The sequence below is a fragment of the Pseudomonas sp. Ma2-10 genome (assembly GCF_054330215.1).
Genome location: NZ_JBTEYL010000007.1, coordinates 134,010 through 148,243, shown reverse-complemented (window position 1 = coordinate 148,243; position 14,234 = coordinate 134,010). Strand labels below are relative to the sequence as shown.

Below are 14,234 nucleotides of genomic sequence, written 5' to 3'. Positions count from 1 at the left end.
AAATTTTCCCTCGAAGACAAGGAGTCGGCTGCGATGTTCGCGCCTATCACCCGTTCCATGACCTTTACCCTGGGCCTGTGCAGTGCCGCCTTGTGCCCCGACTTGCTGGCTGAAACCGGCCCTGATCAAGACTCCCGCCGCACCCTCGAACTGGGCACCACCAATGTGACCGCCCAAGGTTTGGGCAGCACCACCGAAAACACCCAGTCGTACACCACGGGCGCCATGAACACGGCCACTCGCCTGAACCTGTCGATCAAGGAAACGCCGCAATCGGTATCCGTGGTCACGCGCCAGCAAATGGACGATTTCAAACTCGGTACGCTGTCCGAAGCCATGAGCCAGACCACCGGCGTGGTCGTTCAGCACAACGATTCGGACCGGGTCAGTTATTCGTCCCGGGGTTACACGATCAGAAATTTCCAGGTCGATGGCATGCTGAACACCTTCAGCTACATGAAGTCCGACTCGGACACCATCATCTACGACCGCATTGAAGTGGTTCGTGGCGCGACCGGCCTGACCACGGGCGCGGGCGACCCTTCGGCCACCATCAACATGGTGCGCAAACGGCCGACGTCGCAGTGGGAAGTCCAAACAGGTGCCAGCGGTGGCAGTTATGACGACTACTACAGTTATCTGGATGTCGCAGGCCCGCTGGCTTTCGACGGACGTCTGCGCGGACGCAGCGTGCTGGCCTATCGCGACAGCCATTCGTTTCGGGACAAATATCAGCAACAACGGGAAGTCGGCTACGGGATTCTTGAGGCCGATTTGACCGATGACACCGTGTTGGCCGTGGGTTATGACTATCAGAACAAACACGTGCAGGGCTCCTCTTATGGCACCACGCCCTATTGGAACTCTGAGGCAGGCAAAGCGAACCTGGGACGTTCCACCAACATGGCCACGTCCTGGAGTTCCTGGCCGCTTAAGGACAAGACAGCGTTCGCCACTCTGGACCAACAACTGGGCGCCGGCTGGCACTTCAAAGCGGCCTACACCCACCGCGAAAGCGATACAGACGGCAAGCTGTATTACGGCGGTGGCGGCTTCCCGAATGAGGACCGCAGTGGCATGAGCGCCTACCTGGGGCACATGCTCGGGACGCAGAAAATGAACGCGTACGACTTTAACGTGGCGGGTCCCTACTCGCTGTTCGGTCGGGAACACGAATTGATGTTCGGGTATGGTGAAGCCGAACGCATCGAAGAAAGCCCCTACCTGATTGAGGGCGCGCGGCCGTCGGGTTCCTTGAACATTCCCGACTGGAAGTACATGGGCGGCATCGCCAAGTATCCCGACACCGTCACCCACCTTTCAGGTTCAAAAGACAGTACCCGCCAGAAGGCAGGCTATCTGGCCACTCGCTTAAGTTTGACGGATGACCTGCACGCGGTGCTCGGCAGTCGTTATGGCGGTTGGGAAGCGTCGAGCACGACCAACAGCTACGACGACAACCTGCAACTAAGCAGCGTCGATGCTACCCGCCAGCAACACAACGACATCTGGACGCCTTACGCCGGCCTGCTTTACGACCTCACGCCCGAATACACCGTGTACGTCAGCTATACCGACATTTTCAATCCGCAGTCCAATCGCGACAGCAATCGCAAATACCTCGAGCCCGTGGTGGGCAGCAACTATGAACTGGGGCTTAAGGGCAGCCTGCTTGAAGAACGCCTGAACCTCGCCACCGCGCTGTTCTGGAGCAAACAGGACAACGTAGCCGAACGCGACGATTCGGTGCCACCGGACCCGGCGACCGGTGAGACGTTCTTCAAGTCAGGCGGCAAAGGCAACAAGGTTCAGGGTTTCGAAGCCGAGGTCTCTGGCGAAGTCATGGCCGGCTGGAACATGACGGCCGGTTACACCTACACCCACTCGGCCAACGGCGAGAAGAAACGCGCCAATACCCACCAGCCGCTGAATATGTTCCGGCTCTCCACGGCCTATCGCCTGCCCGGCGACTGGCAGGCACTGACCGTCGGTGGCGCCGTGAATTGGCAGAGCGACGTCTTTGGCAACTCCAAACGCCCGATTGGGCGCAACGTCGATGGTGAGCTGATCACCGAAAGCGCGAAGATCCGACAGGAGGCCTACACCGTGGTCAAACTGATGTCGCGTTATGAGTTCGACAAGCACCTGTCCGCTTCGCTGAACGTCGATAACCTGTTCGACAAGAAGTATTACGACAACGTCGGGTTCTATAACGGGGTGTTTTGGGGTGACCCACGCACGGTGACCCTGAGTCTGGACTGGAAGCTCTAGGCTCAGGTAATTCCCATTTAACGGAATCGGCGGATAATGTCCCTTCGACATTGCTTCATGGATGAAAGGACCCGACAACTCGTAATGGGGCACACCATGAAATGTACAACCATAATCCTCGCCGGCCTGATGATGTTCAGTTCAACAGCGGCATTTGCCGAAGGTGGCGCTGAACGCATGCGGTATTACTTTGAGAACCTGCGGTTGAGCCAAGAGGTGAATCAAAGTAACGCCAGCACCGCTGAAATCAAGGTTGCGGATGATCAAACCGCGCAAGTGACAGAGCACTACAAACGGTAACGACAAAGGGCGTCCAGACGGACGCCCTTTTTCTTTGCTCGCAATACCTTAAAGCGCCTTGGTCCAAAACAACATCCGACCGTGCGCCGGGTCGAACATACCTGCGGCAAAACCGAACTTGCCATAGGACGCCTGGGCGACTGCATTACCTTCCAGCACCTCCAGCGTGATTTTGCAGCAGCCGCGCTGGCGGGCAATGTCCTCGACCTTTTGCAGCATCTTCTGACTCAACCCCAAGCCGCGAAACTTCGGCACCACCGACACATCGTGGACATTGACCAACGGCCGACAGGCGAAGGTCGAGAAACCCTCAAAGCAATTGACCAACCCGGCCGGCTCGCCACCGACAAAGGCCAGAACGCTGAACGCGTGGGGACGCTTGGCCAGTTCCGCCGGCAGTTGCTCCAACAAGTCAGCGGGCAACGAGTGGCCGCCACCCATCGGGTCTTCGGCGTAAGCATTCAGCACCCGTCCAATAGCCTCGGCATGCAGCGGATTGGTATAGCTGGCCTGAAGTACAAGAATTTCTGCGGATTCCATTTCCACCCTCGTTCACACATTAAGTTGCCCCAGCGCAACTGGCACTGAAAGGCCGACTGACAATATCGCGGGCATAGGCGTGTCGACAACCCGATCCTGCTGTAATTTTTCGCTCAAGCGCCCCAGATCAGCGCCTCGGTCCACCCCAGTTCGGCATAATCCTCAGCCCTCAAGCTTGACTCACCGGCACAGAAAAACTCGTCCAGTGGCGGTGGTTTGACCGAAGTGGCGCTGAGCATGGCGTGAACCTGCCCGCGATGATGAATCTGGTGCGCGAACAGGTGGGACAGCAGGCGCAAGCGGCTGTCATGTTGCGGCGTGTCCCGGGCGATGGTCACGACTTTGCCGAGGTCTGCATCGCGCATTTGCTCGCAATAGGCGATCAGTCGAAGGTCCACCAGCGCTTGTTCGCGTTTGAGGTCTACTGCGTGCGTACACGGCTCGTCCTGATTGAAAAACACAGAGCATTCGGGATGCGGGTCATCGCCACGCAACTCCCGCTCCAGCGCATCCAGGTAAAACCAGTCACAGGTCAGGATGTGATTGAGGGTGGCGCACAGACTTGGAAAGAAGCTGACCCGCGGTGCCGCCAGATCGGCCGAGCTCAATTGGCTCCAGGCCTTGGCGAGTCGATGATTGGCCCAGGCGTTTTGATAGGCCATGGTCAGCAAATGGTGCGACAAAGGCTGATTCATGTTCGCGGTTCCTTATTCAAGCGTCGGCGAAACGTTGCAGCTGCATTTCCTGCAAACGGCTGAGGGTACGGCGGAACGGAAACGCCAGATAACCCTCGGTGTACAACGATTCCATGGGCACCTGCGCTTCGAGGCACAGCGGCACCTTGCGGTCGTAACACTCGTCCACCAGGGCGATGAAACGCCGAACACCGTCGTCATGCACCGACAATTGTGGCAACTCGCGATCGCCCGCCGCCACCTGCTCGACGCCGTCTTCAGTGCCTCGGGCGATGCGCCCTTCGCGCTTTTGTGCGCTGAGGTTGGGCACGTCACTCAACAGAATAGCGCTGAAGGTGTCGCACAGGGCGATGAAATCCATGGCGGCAAAAGGCTGTTCGCAGAGATCGGCGTAACGAGTCCAGAGTACGGATTGACTGACCTGCACGACATTGAGTGAGCGGTAGCCGACCTTGATCGGGTCACTGGACACCGACTGGCCGACGGTCAATGCCTTGAACACTTCATCCAGAGCGCTGCGCTGCCCCGGTGCCGCCACCCAGTAACGTTGCAAACCTTTGCCTGGATGCAGGCGATGATCTTCGCCGCCGTCCACCGCAATCACCTGCATATGTTTCTTGATGGCTTCGATGGCGGGCACGAACCGGTCGCGATTGAAGCCATCGGCATACAGCTGATCCGGTGGCTGATTGGAAGTGCAGACCACCACCACGCCCTGCTCGAACATCACCTGAAACAAACGCCCGAGAATGATCGCGTCGCCGATGTCGTTGACGAACAGTTCGTCAAAGCACAGGACTCGCACTTGCTCGCTCAGTTCGCGAGCCAGCGCCTTCAACGGGTCGGCGGTGCCGGTCAGTTGAAACGAACGCTGATGCACCCAGCCCATAAAGTGGTGAAAGTGTTGGCGGCGGGCCGGGACCTTCAGACTTTGGTAAAACTGGTCCATCAACCAGGTTTTGCCGCGCCCGACCGGGCCCCAGAGGTACACGCCAGTGATCGGTGTACGCCCTTCATGCAGCGCCTCATAGCATTTTTGCAGCGCCCACACGGCATGTTCCTGGGCTTCGTCCTGGACGAAGCCCTTCTGTTCGATGGCGTGCTGCCAGGCGTATAGGGGGGAGTCGACATTCATGCGCGGCAGTATGCCATGCGGTCTGGTTAGAGAGAGCAGCCATCAGGCCGGTGGCCGGCCTTTCTCTCGCGCAAGGAAAAGCGCCTTGGCGGCGAACATTACCAACATCGTGGCGCATCGCGCGGGCCGATCTGCTGGCCGAAGCCTCGGTCCCGGCCGCTACGTTATGGTCGCCGCTGGCTGGCGAATTCCTCACTGGCCACAGACCAGAGCGAATACAACCTGATTTAAGGCTGCAGGGTTCCCCTGCAACATAGAATCTCCTACATTTTGTGTGTGCGTTACCGGTCGACCTTATGCTTCGCTGCATAGAGGCACAGCATTTCCATCGCCAACGTCGCCGCTGCCAGTGAGGTAATGTCCGCACTGTCGTAGGCCGGCGCCACTTCCACCACGTCCATTCCCACCAGATTAATCCCGCGCAAGCCACCCAGGATTTCCAGCGCCTGCACCGTGCTCAGGCCACCGCACACCGGCGTTCCGGTCCCTGGAGCGAAGGCCGGATCAAGGCAGTCAATGTCGAACGTCAGGTACACCGGGTTATCACCGACCCGCGCCCGTATGGCCTCGACAATCGCATCAACACCCCGTCGATGCACTTGCCGCGCATCCAGCACTTGAAAACCCAGGTGATCGTCATTGGTGGTGCGCAACCCGATCTGCACCGATCGCGACGGATCCACCAAACCTTCCTTGGCCGCGTGCCAGAACATGGTGCCGTGATCGACACGCTTGCCGTCTTCGTCCGGCCAGGTGTCGCTGTGGGCGTCGAAGTGGATCAACGATAACGGACCATGTTTACGCGCATGGGCTTTGAGCAGTGGATACGTGATGAAGTGATCCCCGCCGAACGTCAGCATCGCGCTACCGGCGTTGAGAATGTGTTCGGCATGGGCTTCGATGCTTTCCGGCACCGACTGCGGTGTACCGTAATCGAAGTCGCAATCACCGTAGTCGATGACCGCCAGATGGTCGAACGGGTCGAAGGCCCACGGCCAATGGCGTTCCCAGGCAATCCCGGTGGACGCGGCACGTATGCCTCGGGGTCCGAAACGCGCACCGGGGCGGTTGCTGGTGGCGGTGTCGAACGGGACACCGCTGACCGCTACGTCGACGCCGCGCAAGTCGCGACTGTAGCGTCGGCGCATGAAACTGGTGATACCGGCGTAGGTACTTTCGGCAGAGGTGCCATAGAGGCTGTCGCGGGTCATGGCCTGATCGTTTTGCATCGGGACGTCCATCTCAGGTTCCTTATTATTGGCGGCTACGGAATGTGGTCCACAAGCGAGTGCGTTGACGCATGTCCTTGAGGCTCATGCTGCGGTCGGCGTACAGCCGGTCACGCACGTCGGCGGGAGGGTAAATGTCCGGGTCGGTGCGCACGGCCTCATCCACCAGCAGCGTGGCGGCCTGGTTGGCGGTGGCAAAGAACAAGGTGTTGGTCAGCGCCGCGACGGACTCCGGACGCAACATGAATTCAATGAACTGGCGTGCGGCTTCGGGATGAGGCGCGTCCTTGGGGATCGCCAGGTTGTCCTGCCAGACCAGCGTGCCCTCTTTCGGAATCCGGTACGCCACTTCGAACGGTTTATTGGCGTTGCGCGCCTGATCGGCCGCCAAGCTGGCGTCGCCGTTGTAGGTCAACGCCAGGCACACGCTCCCGTTGGCCAGATCGCTGATCTGCCGACCGGTCGCGACGTACAACACATTAGGTTGTAACTGATGTAACAGCGCCTCGGCGGCTGACAGATCAGCCTTGTCGGTGCTGTAAGGATTTTTACCCAGGTAATGCAGCGCCAGGCCGATTACTTCCTGGGGCGAATCGAGAATGGCGATGCCGCAATCTTTCAGTTTGCTGGCGTACTCAGGTTTAAACAGCAAATCGAGGCTATTGAGCGGCACATTTGGCAAGCGCTGTTTCACCGCTTCGACATTCATCCCCAAGCCCAGAGTGCCCCAGGTGTAAGGCACGCCATAACGGTTGCCGGGGTCGACGGCGGCGAGTTTCCCCAACAAATCCGGGTCGAGGTTGGCATAACCCTTGAGCCCTTCGTGGGGAATCTCTTTCAATGCACCTGCCGCCAGCCCACGGGCCAGAACACTGGACGACGGCACAACCACGTCATAACCGCTGCCACCGGTGAGCAGTTTGGTTTCGAGCACCTCGGAGGAATCGAACGTGTCGTAACGCACGTGAATTCCGGTTTCCTGCTCGAACCGCTGCAACGTTTCAGGCGCGACGTAACCGGCCCAACTGTAGAGATTGAGGGCTTTTTCCTCAGCCTGAGCCGATGTGGCCATCGCGAGGAGCAACGCGGGTAAACACCGCTTGAACGTGAGAGTCATGACGAAACACCTGACCAGATAAAGTGGATGCAGAATGTGTCGTCGGATACATTGGTAAAATACCAAGTTAGTTATCCTGACTTTATCCCAGAGTAATGTTTTATGCTCGGCCAACTCCACGATCTTGATCTGCAACTGCTACGCCTGTTCGTCAACGTGGTGGAGTGCGGCGGTTTCAGCGCGGCTCAGGGGGAGCTGGGCTTGAGCCAGTCGAGCATCAGCCAGCAAATGGCCAAACTGGAAACCCGACTCGGCTATCGCCTGTGCAGTCGCGGCAAGGGTGGTTTCAAGATCACGCCCAAGGGCGAGCAACTGCTGATTGCGACTCGCAGCCTGTTCGAGTCCATCGAAGCCTTCCGCCATCAATCCAATGGTGTGGCCGGGCGCCTGATCGGCGAAGTTCGTCTGGGGCTGTCCGAAGCGCTCGATCAATCCGTGTTGCAACAGGTGGCCGATGCCATCCGCCGCTTTCGTGAACGGGACGAATCGGTACGTATCGAGTTGATCAGCGCCATGCCCGGTGAAATGGAACGGTTGCTGCTGCAACAACGACTGGACCTGGCGATCGGTTATTTCTCACAAGTGCAAAGTGCTTTTGACTACCGCGAACTGTTTACCGAAACCCAGCACTTGTATTGCGCCGCCGGCCATCCGTTGTTCAGCAATGATGCGCCTGACGATCAAGCGCTACAGGCTTGCGATCGGGTCGATCACCCTTACCGTTTCCTGCGCAGCGACGAGCCCTTCCAGGGGACGATGTGTTCGGCGCGCTCGGAGCAAGTCGAAGGCACCCTCGCCTTCATTCTTTCCGGCAAGCACGTCGGTTATCTACCCAATCACTTTGCCCGTATCTGGGAAGACAAGGGATTACTGCGGACCGTGCGCGGTGCCGATATGAGTTTCGACGTGGCATTCCATTTGGCCCGCCATCGCGCCCAAATACCGGGGGATGCGCAAAAAGCCTTTGAAGTAGATTTGTTGGCGGCGTTCGCCTGAGTACCCACACTCCAACAGGGATTGGGCAAGTATCGGGCTCATCGCTCGCCACAAAATAGTCTTTCTGGCATCCTGCGCCTCCATTTTTTGACCCGGCCCGCCTTCTGGCATGCACACCACCATGACCGCCTCTGAAAAAGCCCCTGCCGCGCGCAATAACGACCTGATTTACGGCCTCGACGACCGCCCGCATCTGACCGCCACTGTTTTCGCCGCCCTGCAACACGTACTCGCCAGTTTCGTCGGTATCATCACTCCGACCCTGATTATGGGCGGCGCCCTCGGTCTGCAAAGCGAAGTGCCATACCTGATCAGCATGGCGCTGTTCGTCTCGGGGTTGGGCACGTTTGTTCAGGCTCGACGTTTCGGCCCGATCGGTTCCGGCCTGCTGTGCCTGCAAGGCACCAGCTTCTCATTCATCAGCGTAATTCTCAGTGCCGGTTTCATGGTCAAGGCCCGGGGTGGCGGCACCGATGAGATCCTGTCGACGATCTTCGGTGTGTGCTTTTTCGCCGCCTTCATCGAAGTGGTGTTGAGCCAGTTCATCGGCAAATTGCGGATGCTGATCACCCCAGTGGTGACCGGCACGATCATCACGCTGATGGGCCTGTCGCTGATCAAAGTCGCCATGACCGACATCGCCGGCGGCTTCGGTGCGGCGGACCTCGGCGCGGCCAGTCATCTGGCCCTGGCGGCATTGGTGCTCGGAACGATTGTGGTGTTGAACCGGGTCGATGTGCCATTCCTGCGCCTCGGTGCAATCGTCATCGGCCTGACCCTCGGCTATGTCGTGGCCTGGCTGATGGGTGACGTCAACTTCGCCAGCCTGCCCGACGTACCGCTGATGAGCGTACCGGTGCCGTTCAAGTACGGCTTTAACTTCGATTGGGTAGCCTTTGTGCCAGTGGCGGTGATTTTCCTCGTGTCGCCGCTGGAAGCCGCCGGTGACTTGACGGCCAACTCGATGATTTCCCGGCAGCCCGTCAAAGGCCCAATCTACATCCGCCGAATCAGGTCCGGCCTTCTCGCCGACGGCCTGAACTCCGCCATGGCCGCCGTGTTCAACAGCATGCCGATGGTGACCTTCGCCCAGAACAACGGCGTGATTCAGCTCACCGGCGTGGCCAGCCGCTACGTGGCGTTCTTCATTGCCGGTTTGTTGGTGCTGCTGGGGTTGTTCCCGATGATCGGCGCGGTGCTGCAACTGATGCCCAAACCGGTACTCGGTGGCGCTGAACTGGTGATGTTCGGCACCGTCGCCGTCGCCGGGATCAAGATCCTCGCCGAAGCAGGCCTGCACCGGCGTAACATGCTGGTGGTATCGATTTCCCTCGGCATGGGCCTGGGTGTCGCGGCGGTTCCAGAAGTGCTGCGCGAGTTGCCGAAGGCGCTGCACAACATTTTCGAATCGCCGATCACCGTCGGCGCGTTGTGCGCTATCGTGCTAAATATCTTCCTGCCCGAAGAGTTCATTGAACTGGAAGAAGACGATTTCGACCCGCAAGCCTCGATCCTTCGAGTCATGGACAATCCGGATATCCTGACCAAGGGTGAACCCGTCTCGCCTGCCGCTGTCGCACCCTTGAACCGCTAGAAAATGCTCGAGGCCGAGCCACTGGCGGTTCGGCCTTTTCTTTAAGAGAGCACGTTCATGCGCAGTATCCACGCCGTTATTCTTTGCCTTCTTTTGCTCTCGCTGAGCGCCTGCGCCCTGTTTCCCAATAGCGACCCGCTGAACATCAATGTTGTCGGCATCGAACCGTTGCAAAGCCAGGACATGGAAGTACGCTTTGCCGTGAAAATACGCGTGCAAAATCCTAACGAGACCACCATCAGTTACAACGGCGTCGCCCTGGACCTGGAAGTCAACGGCCAGCCACTTGCCTCCGGCGTCAGCGATCAATCGGGTTCGATTGCACGTTTTTCCGAAACAGTGCTGACGGTGCCGGTCAGCGTTTCGGCGTTCGCTGTACTGCGTCAGACGCTGGGCCTGAGTAAAACCCAAACACTCGACAACCTGCCCTACGTCCTGCGCGGCAAACTCGCGGGCGGCTTGTTCGGCACGATGCGTTTCGTGGACAGTGGCAAACTCAGCCTGCCAACGTCGACGACCGGCACCTGGTGAAGCAGCGCTGAAAAACAAGGTGGGCGCGAGCTTGCTCGCGCCCATAGGGTCATGCGATGAAACGCACGCCAGGCTTGGCCCGCTCATCCACCGTCAACTCAAATACGTCCGGGCGCGCGTAATGCCCTACCACGTCGTAGTCGTATCGGGCGCGGACTAAGTCATCGGTGTCGATTTCTGCGGTGAGCAAACCGGCGCTGTCACGCAGCGGTCCTGCCAGAATATCGCCCATCGGTCCGACGATCACGCTGCCACCGGCAATTAATGGCCGGTCCGATGGCCAGTTGGCGATCTCCACGCCCAATGCGTGCGGTGAGCCCTGAACCTGGCAGGCGCTGACCACAAAACAGCGTCCTTCATGAGCGATATGGCGCATGCTGACCTGCCACATATCCCGCTCATCCACCGTTGGCGCGCACCAGACCTCCACGCCTTTGGCGTACATCGCGGTGCGCAGCAGCGGCATCATGTTTTCCCAACACACCACCGCGCCGACCCGCCCGACCTGACTGTCGATCACCGGCAACGTCGAGCCATCACCTTTACCCCAGATCAACCGTTCCGTACCGGTGGGCATCAGTTTGCGGTGCTTGGCGACCAGCCCGGCCTGCGGATCGAAATACAACGCGGTGCAGTACAACGTGCTGCCGGCGCGTTCGATGACGCCGATCACCAGGTTGGCGCCGGTGCGCGCTGACAGCCCGGCCAACGCTTCGGTTTCCGCGCCGGGCACGTCGATCGCATTGGCGAAATACCGGGCAAAGGCTTCACGCCCTTCCGGCAGTCGATAACCCAATTGAGTACCAAAGCATTCGCCTTTGGGGTAACCGCCGAGCAACGCTTCCGGCATGACCACCAGCGCAGCGCCGGATTCGATAATCGTGCTTTGCCAGGCAAGAATCTGTTCCAGGGTCTCGGCTGTGCCGCCGGGCAAAGAGCCGATTTGCAGTGCAGCAACAATTGACTTGGGCATCGCAGTGACTCCGAAAGCAATGAGGTGTTGCTCATTCTCAGGCGCCACGGGATCATGAATAAAGCCCCGTTTGCTGCTGAATGATATGAACCGAATGAATATCGCCACCGTCGATCTCAACCTGCTGAAAGTCTTCGAAGCGCTGCATGAAGAGTCCAGCGCCAGCCGGGCCGCGTTGCGTCTGGGCGTGACCCAATCGGCGGTCAGCGCGGCATTGCGAAGGCTTCGCGAGGTGTATGGCGATCAGTTGTTCGTGCGCACCGGCCGTGGACTCGCGCCCACACTCAAGGCCAACCAGTTGAAACCGGTGGTCAGCGATGCCCTGAACAAATGCCGGCAGAGCCTGGCGATGGTCGATCCGGCCGCCCACCATTACGACGGCCGCTCGGTGACCGTGGGTATGTCCGATGATTTCGAAATCGCTTATGGGCGCCGGCTGATCGAAGAAATCGCCCGCGTCGCGCCGAAGCTGCGGCTGATCTTTCGTCAGACCCACAGTCAGATCGTCGCGCGAGCGTTGATGGAGCGCAGCATCGATCTGGCGATCACCGCGGGTGGGTTTGCCGAGCGCTTGCTCAGCCGTCAGGTGCTGGGGTTGACTCGGCGGGTATGCGCTTCGACCACACATTTTGCGGCATTGCCGCACTTGCTCAAGGGCAGTCACGCCGTGGCGACCATTCCGGCCCACGCGGCTCGGAGCATTGCGGCGCTCAGCGGACTGGCACTGCTGCCCTGCCCTTTGGCGTTGCCGCGTTATCCGATCGAACTGGGCTGGCGTACCAGTGCGCAGCTCGATCCGGTGGTGCTGAAAGTACGGGAAGCGATTGTCGCGAGTTTTGCGAGCACTACTTGGCAGCCATCAGGCGATTGACTTCGCTGCGCACCATGTTCGCGAATTCCGGGGGCGACATGCCGTCAAGTTCGGCACGGACCCACTCCGCCCATTTGCCTTTGCGCTTGGCGCGTTCACCGAACAATCGCGCGGCTTCGCCCTTGGACTTGCCCAGGTTGCTTTGCCAGAGATCGAACAGACGGGATTTCTCATCTTCAAGCGCAGCGCGCTCGGCAAGGGGTTTGTCGGCCAGATTGAAGCTCATGGGGGTTACCTGCTGCGTAAAATAGGCGACATCTTACACTGTGGGAAGAAATGTCCGACTCAGGATTTTTCCTCAGGGTTGGGTCAAGGCGCCAATCCACTGCAACTTTTTCGCTGACGTCAGACTCCACTGTTCACTGTCCATTTATCTGCAAGGAGTACCTCAATGGCCCGAAAAACCGCCGCACAAGTCGCCGAAGACCAGATCAAGGATCAAGCCTTCAGCGAACTTCAGGCCCTGATCGACGAGTCAGAAAAGCTGCTCAAAAGCAGTGCTTCACTCGTCGGAGAGGACGCGGACACACTTCGTGGGCAGATCGCCCAGAAACTTCAGCAGGCTCGGGACTCCGTCACCCGCGTTCGTGACCGGACCCAACCTGCGGTCGAAGCCACTGAAACCTACATCGGCGGTCATCCGTGGCAGACCGTGGCGATCTCTGCCGGTTTCGGCCTGGTAGTCGGGTTGTTGTTGGGTCGGCGTTAAGCGGTCCCGTTTTTAATCAGTACAGGGCAAAAAGGCGAGCATTGAGCTCGCCTTTTTCATGCCCGGGTTTTATGCAGACCTCAGAGCCCGGCCATTTCCCGCAAACTCGCCAACGTCTGTGCGTCGAGCGGGATACCCTCGGTGTTGGCCTTGGCCCGCTGTTGGTGACGTCGATCACCCGGCAAACGCTTGAGCCCTACCCCGTGCATCTGCCGGACCAGTTCCTGGCTGCGCTCGGCAAAATTCTGCCCGGCCGTCTTGCTCGGGTCGATCACGATCAACAGTTGACCCGTCCACGGCGTCTTGGCTCCGGGATGGTTAGACCAATCGAACTCGAAGGAAAAATTGCCGCCAGTCAACGCCGCGGCCAACAGTTCGACCATCATCGACAGCGCCGAACCTTTATGTCCGCCAAACGGTAGCAACGCGCCGCCCTCAAGAATCGCTTTCGGGTCCTGGGTCGGCTGGCCGAGGCTGTCCACCCCCATGCCTGGCGGCAAACGCTCGCCCTTGCGCGCGGCGATCTGCACATCGCCATGGGCAATGGCGCTGGTCGCCAGGTCAAAGACAATCGGATCACTGTCGCCCCGAGGGGCGGCGAAAGCAATCGGGTTGGTTCCGAACAGCGGGCGATCGGCACCGTGCGGCACCACGCACGTCATGCTATTGACCACGCTCAGCGCCACCAGCCCTTCATAGGCGAAGGGCTCGACATCCGGCCACAAGGCGGCGAAATGGTGAGAATTACGAATCGCCAGCACCGCTATGCCGGCACTGCGGGCTTTTTCCACCAACAGTGCGCGTGCTGCCGCGAGGGCCGGTTGGGCGAAACCATTGCCGGCGTCGACCCGGACAAAGCCCGAAGCCACGTCCTCGACCACCGGCACGGCCTGACCATTGACCCAGCCGCTCTGGAGCGTCGACACATAACCGGGAATACGGAACACACCATGGCTATGGGCGCCATCGCGTTCTGCGCCGGCGCAGTTGAGGGCCAGTGTCCTGGCGACATCGGCGGAGGTGCCATGGCGCTGAAAAATCTGCTCAAGCAAAAGAACGAGCGCGTCGAAATCGAGCGTTTGAGTGTTCGAACTGACGGCCACTTCGGGCGTTGCGGTCATCTGAAGCTCCAGTTTTATTATTGAGTACGGGCAACAGGGTGAAACAAGGTTGCAGGACAACCCTAAACAGTTGGCGATTAAGCGCTGTTCTACCAGCGTCCTGTCAAGTCTCGACAGCCTGTTCAGCTCAAGCAATATGTACCGCACCCGCC

The 14,234-nt window shown here is 59.3% G+C and carries 15 protein-coding genes; 7 read left to right on the top strand and 8 right to left on the bottom strand.

The window, feature by feature from the left end:
* The first annotated feature begins 33 nt into the window (after positions 1–33).
* Together ACXPVS_RS11675 and ACXPVS_RS11670 are read left to right on the top strand one after the other, a co-directional pair.
* Positions 34–2,271, top strand: coding sequence for a TonB-dependent siderophore receptor (locus ACXPVS_RS11675; RefSeq protein ID WP_458510061.1), 2,238 nt, complete (start codon positions 34–36; stop codon positions 2,269–2,271).
* Positions 2,272–2,367: 96 nt separating this feature from the next.
* The gene (locus tag ACXPVS_RS11670; RefSeq protein ID WP_458510060.1) at positions 2,368–2,571 is read left to right on the top strand and encodes a hypothetical protein; all 204 of its coding nucleotides are present in this window, start codon (positions 2,368–2,370) and stop codon (positions 2,569–2,571) included.
* Between the two features lie 48 nt (positions 2,572–2,619).
* Here the strand turns inward: ACXPVS_RS11670 and ACXPVS_RS11665 are convergent, their stop codons facing one another.
* The 5 genes from ACXPVS_RS11665 to ACXPVS_RS11645 form a co-directional block, all read right to left on the bottom strand.
* Entirely contained in the window at positions 2,620–3,111 is a 492-nt protein-coding gene (locus ACXPVS_RS11665) for a GNAT family N-acetyltransferase (RefSeq protein ID WP_458510059.1), read from the bottom strand.
* 113 nt (positions 3,112–3,224) lie between these two features.
* Complete coding sequence (locus ACXPVS_RS11660) at positions 3,225–3,806, bottom strand: DinB family protein (protein WP_458510058.1); 582 nt, start codon at positions 3,804–3,806, stop codon at positions 3,225–3,227.
* Between the two features lie 16 nt (positions 3,807–3,822).
* On the bottom strand, positions 3,823–4,941 hold the full coding sequence (zapE, locus tag ACXPVS_RS11655) for a cell division protein ZapE (protein WP_458510057.1): 1,119 nt from the start codon (positions 4,939–4,941) through the stop codon (positions 3,823–3,825).
* 281 nt (positions 4,942–5,222) lie between these two features.
* Complete coding sequence (gene speB / locus ACXPVS_RS11650) at positions 5,223–6,182, bottom strand: agmatinase (RefSeq protein ID WP_458510056.1); 960 nt, start codon at positions 6,180–6,182, stop codon at positions 5,223–5,225.
* A 13-nt stretch (positions 6,183–6,195) separates the two neighbouring features.
* Positions 6,196–7,287, bottom strand: a complete 1,092-nt coding sequence (locus tag ACXPVS_RS11645; protein ID WP_458510055.1) for a polyamine ABC transporter substrate-binding protein — start codon at positions 7,285–7,287, stop codon at positions 6,196–6,198.
* Between the two features lie 102 nt (positions 7,288–7,389).
* On the opposite strand from ACXPVS_RS11645, the gene ACXPVS_RS11640 reads away from it, so the two are divergent.
* The 3 genes from ACXPVS_RS11640 (at position 7,390) to ACXPVS_RS11630 (ending at position 10,408) form a co-directional block, all read left to right on the top strand.
* Positions 7,390–8,283, top strand: coding sequence for a LysR family transcriptional regulator (locus ACXPVS_RS11640; protein ID WP_458510054.1), 894 nt, complete (start codon positions 7,390–7,392; stop codon positions 8,281–8,283).
* A 121-nt stretch (positions 8,284–8,404) separates the two neighbouring features.
* On the top strand, positions 8,405–9,877 hold the full coding sequence (locus ACXPVS_RS11635; protein ID WP_458510053.1) for a nucleobase:cation symporter-2 family protein: 1,473 nt from the start codon (positions 8,405–8,407) through the stop codon (positions 9,875–9,877).
* Between the two features lie 57 nt (positions 9,878–9,934).
* Positions 9,935–10,408, top strand: a complete 474-nt coding sequence (locus ACXPVS_RS11630; RefSeq protein WP_458510052.1) for an LEA type 2 family protein — start codon at positions 9,935–9,937, stop codon at positions 10,406–10,408.
* 49 nt (positions 10,409–10,457) lie between these two features.
* Here ACXPVS_RS11630 and ACXPVS_RS11625 read toward each other — a convergent pair whose 3' ends face one another.
* Positions 10,458–11,381: a carbon-nitrogen hydrolase family protein gene (locus ACXPVS_RS11625; RefSeq protein ID WP_458510051.1), complete on the bottom strand. Its 924-nt coding sequence runs from the start codon at positions 11,379–11,381 to the stop codon at positions 10,458–10,460.
* Positions 11,382–11,466: 85 nt separating this feature from the next.
* Between ACXPVS_RS11625 and ACXPVS_RS11620 the strand changes: the two genes are divergently transcribed.
* Positions 11,467–12,252, top strand: coding sequence for a LysR family transcriptional regulator (locus tag ACXPVS_RS11620; protein ID WP_458510050.1), 786 nt, complete (start codon positions 11,467–11,469; stop codon positions 12,250–12,252).
* Here the strand turns inward: ACXPVS_RS11620 and ACXPVS_RS11615 are convergent.
* A complete protein-coding gene (locus tag ACXPVS_RS11615; protein WP_008155229.1) occupies positions 12,227–12,478 on the bottom strand; it encodes a hypothetical protein in 252 nt (83 codons plus the stop codon). The two genes, ACXPVS_RS11620 and ACXPVS_RS11615, sit on opposite strands and share 26 nt — an antisense overlap.
* Before the next feature lie 165 nt (positions 12,479–12,643).
* Here ACXPVS_RS11615 and ACXPVS_RS11610 point away from each other — a divergent pair, with 165 nt between their 5' ends.
* On the top strand, positions 12,644–12,961 hold the full coding sequence (locus ACXPVS_RS11610; RefSeq protein ID WP_458510049.1) for a DUF883 family protein: 318 nt from the start codon (positions 12,644–12,646) through the stop codon (positions 12,959–12,961).
* An 80-nt stretch (positions 12,962–13,041) separates the two neighbouring features.
* On the opposite strand, the gene ACXPVS_RS11605 is transcribed toward ACXPVS_RS11610, so the two are convergent.
* Positions 13,042–14,082, bottom strand: coding sequence for an Ldh family oxidoreductase (locus ACXPVS_RS11605; protein ID WP_458510048.1), 1,041 nt, complete (start codon positions 14,080–14,082; stop codon positions 13,042–13,044).
* Positions 14,083–14,234 lie beyond the last annotated feature (152 nt).